Annotated in this window: 4 protein-coding genes; all 4 read left to right on the top strand. The window is 41.9% G+C overall.

Annotation, left to right across the window (positions count from 1 at the left end):
- Positions 1-244: 244 nt before the first annotated feature.
- The 4 genes from E4U82_RS19350 (at position 245) to E4U82_RS19335 (ending at position 2,961) form a co-directional block, all read left to right on the top strand.
- On the top strand, positions 245-1,558 hold the full coding sequence (locus tag E4U82_RS19350; RefSeq protein WP_135111880.1) for a nucleotide sugar dehydrogenase: 1,314 nt from the start codon (positions 245-247) through the stop codon (positions 1,556-1,558).
- Positions 1,559-1,983: 425 nt separating this feature from the next.
- On the top strand, positions 1,984-2,211 hold the full coding sequence (locus tag E4U82_RS19345; RefSeq protein ID WP_135111879.1) for a DUF1659 domain-containing protein: 228 nt from the start codon (positions 1,984-1,986) through the stop codon (positions 2,209-2,211).
- Positions 2,212-2,320: 109 nt separating this feature from the next.
- On the top strand, positions 2,321-2,536 hold the full coding sequence (locus E4U82_RS19340; RefSeq protein WP_135111878.1) for a DUF2922 domain-containing protein: 216 nt from the start codon (positions 2,321-2,323) through the stop codon (positions 2,534-2,536).
- A 221-nt stretch (positions 2,537-2,757) separates the two neighbouring features.
- Positions 2,758-2,961 carry a hypothetical protein gene (locus tag E4U82_RS19335; RefSeq protein ID WP_135111877.1) on the top strand — a complete coding sequence of 68 codons (204 nt, stop codon included), beginning with the start codon at positions 2,758-2,760 and terminating at the stop codon, positions 2,959-2,961.
- Positions 2,962-3,053 lie beyond the last annotated feature (92 nt).

Genomic DNA, 3,053 nt, shown 5'->3' with positions numbered 1-3,053 from the left:
TAGTTTCCATGAGAAGGCCTCTTTCGAAATGTATTTGCCCGTCAAAGCATACATTTATGATAGAGTGCCTTCTCTTTTTTGACTAGAAAATTGCCTCAGGTGGCCCCGAGAATTATTTTACACATATAAGCGGGAAATTGTGAATACTGGATTTAAAATACTATACAAATGCAGGGTATAGCTGTATAGTTTGGATATATGATAAAGTATAATAAAATTGAATTTATAAAGGCAGGCATTCGTTATGAGATTGTTTGAAAAATTAATATCCAAAGATGAAAAAGTTGCTGTCATTGGTTTGGGATACGTAGGACTTCCGCTCGCAATTGAACTTGCAAAAATATTTGATGTGGTCGGTTTTGATGTCAACAAAGAGAAGCTCGACAAATATTTAACCGGTGTCGATGTTACACATGAAGTCGGTGACGAAGCGGTTCAGAATACTACGATGACATTTACGAGTGAAGAAGAAGATTTACGAGCGTGCAAATTTCATATCTTAGCCGTTCCAACCCCGATTAATACAGATAAAACACCGAATCTCAATCCCGTTATCGGTGCCAGTGAAACGGTCGGCCGCAATTTGACGGAAGGTTCGATTGTTGTGTACGAGTCAACGGTCTACCCCGGTACAACTGAAGAGATTTGTATCCCGATTCTCGAGGAACAATCCGGACTGCAAATGGGTACTGATTTTAAAGTCGGCTATTCCCCGGAACGCATTAACCCTGGTGATAAAGTGAACAAGATAACCAGCATTACTAAGATAGTATCCGGCTCAGATGATGATGCGTTGCGTGAAGTTTCCAGCGTGTATGGCGCGATTGTTGAGGCCGGCGTACATGAAGCTGAGTCGATTAAGGTAGCAGAGGCTGCCAAAGTCATTGAAAATTCGCAGCGCGATATTAATATCGCATTCATGAACGAGCTATCAATGGTTTTTAATAAAATGGATATTAATACAAGTGCCGTATTGGAAGCAGCCGGCACGAAATGGAACTTCCTGAAATTCACGCCAGGTCTTGTTGGCGGTCACTGTATTGGTGTTGACCCGTATTATTTCACTTATAAAGCTGAACAGCTCGGCCATCATTCGCAAATCATCCTGTCCGGCCGAAAAATCAATGATGACATGGGCAAATATATCGGCTCAAATGTGATTAAGAAAATGATTCATGCCAAACAGGAAATCAACGGCGCAAGAGTCGGTATCCTCGGCATTACGTTCAAGGAAGATGTGCCGGATGTCCGCAATACCAAAGTCATCGACATCATTGAGGAATTAAAGGACTATGGCGTTGACGTTGTTGTTCACGACCCAGTTGCTGATAAAGGTGCTGTCCATGACGAATTTGGCATCGATTTAGTTGATAAAGACCAATTAAGTAATTTGGATTGTATTGTGCTGGCTGTCGGTCACCATGAATTCAAAGAACAGTATGAGCTGGGCATGTTGGACACGCTTTATCGGAACGAAAATAAAGTATTAATCGACATCAAAAGTATTTTGAATCGAAAAGATTGTGAAGCCCAAGGTTATCATTACTGGAGCCTATAATTTGGTTAGAGTAGCTTTGCTGGCCTCCATAATGGAAGGAGTTATGTGTTCCCTTCTGTTATGGAGGCTTTTTGTTTGGGGTGGCATCTCTGGGATGTGACATGTATAAAATATGTCGTAAGGTTGCCGGATTCGATCAAAAGGGATAGAAACTCGATTGTGGGCCAGGCAAAGCTGGTCGAGCTGCCACGAATTATGCACGCTGTTCTCTGACTTACGTGTTCCTCATTTGCCGCTTACATCCACTAAAATAGTACTGCTTTTTTGGCACCCGCTGTGAAAAATTTTCGTCCGTCCCCCCCTCTTTCTTCTATAATCGAAACCAATCCGCAAATGGGGGCATACCATTCCAAAAAATCTTTTTATTTTTCATGCCCCCTTTTTGCCTCTCAATTCGATTATAGGGGTGAAAGGAGGTGAGCGACATGGCCGAACAACAAATGGTCGATTCGCGGTTGCGCTTGATCCTGGATGACGGCGTGGATGAGAACTCCGGCAAGCAGCTTTATAAAACGAAGGGCTTCAACAATGTCAAAATTTCAGCAACAGCCGATCAGCTTTATTCGATCGCAACCGCTGTGACCGCATTGCAGGAGCGTCCGCTGGTAAATGTGGAACGTAATGACAGTTCCGAAATCAGCGAAGATGCGTAAGGCTGACCGAGGGCAGAACGATTTGGGGGGATTCGGAGCGTTTGACTGAAGAATCATCGTTCTGCCTTAGCGGCTGGTGGCAAATAAAATCAGGGAAGGAGGTGACACCATGAAAAAGCTTGAATTGAAATTTTTGAATGAAGATGACAAGACAGTCACTTATTCACTGGAACAACCGATCGAGCCGGCTGACCCGGCAGCGATCAAAGCTGCGATGGAAGAAATCATCAATCAGAACGCTTTCACATCATCAGGCGGTGATGTTGTATCCATCAAAGAAGCGCGGATTGTTGATCGGACGGTTGAGGAGATTGAATTAGGTTAATGGGACATGGCCAAAGGGGCAGCTGAATGTTTCGGCTGCCCCTTTGGCATTTCTTGAAAATATCTTGTGGAGCGTATTTAAGAAACCTTTTAATCAATGTTTATATTGGTTGTTTAAAGATAACAGATGGGATAAACTTCATAATACAAAAAGAGTGAAGAAGCGTGGTTTAGCGAAGATATCAGAAAGCGAAATTGAGAATTTTAAAGGAGATGCAATAAATGACTTCACCTCATGAAAGAATTAATGACAGTATAGAAGAGACCAAATCTGTTATTGGTGAAGCCAAAAAACAACTAACTAAAATAGGAATACCTTCGTATGTTCAGTCTCTTCAGATTTCATCCTTTGAGCAAAGACTTCAGGATTTAGCAGAAGAAAAGAAAGATGTTACTCAACTTTCGCAGATCAAAAATAGGCTTTAATTTAACTGCAGTATCACTCATTGGCAGCTGAATTATGTTCCTTGACAACATCACAATAAAAGAAAAACACCTCAACTTTTGGTATAGTTTAA

Source organism: Lentibacillus salicampi, assembly GCF_004565465.1.
In the GTDB taxonomy this organism is placed as follows: domain Bacteria; phylum Bacillota; class Bacilli; order Bacillales; family Amphibacillaceae; genus Lentibacillus; species Lentibacillus salicampi.
The sequence above is the reverse complement of the archived record's forward strand: the minus strand, read 5'-3'. Positions and strand labels throughout refer to the sequence as shown.

Bases quoted from the DNA above. Each gene is read 5' to 3' on its own strand.
- E4U82_RS19350 (WP_135111880.1), top strand. From the start codon at position 245: ATGAGATTGTTTGAAAAATTAATATCCAAAGATGAAAAAGTTGCTGTC.
- E4U82_RS19345 (WP_135111879.1), top strand. From the start codon at position 1,984: ATGGCCGAACAACAAATGGTCGATTCGCGGTTGCGCTTGATCCTGGAT.
- E4U82_RS19340 (WP_135111878.1), top strand. From the start codon at position 2,321: ATGAAAAAGCTTGAATTGAAATTTTTGAATGAAGATGACAAGACAGTC.
- E4U82_RS19335 (WP_135111877.1), top strand. From the start codon at position 2,758: ATGACTTCACCTCATGAAAGAATTAATGACAGTATAGAAGAGACCAAA.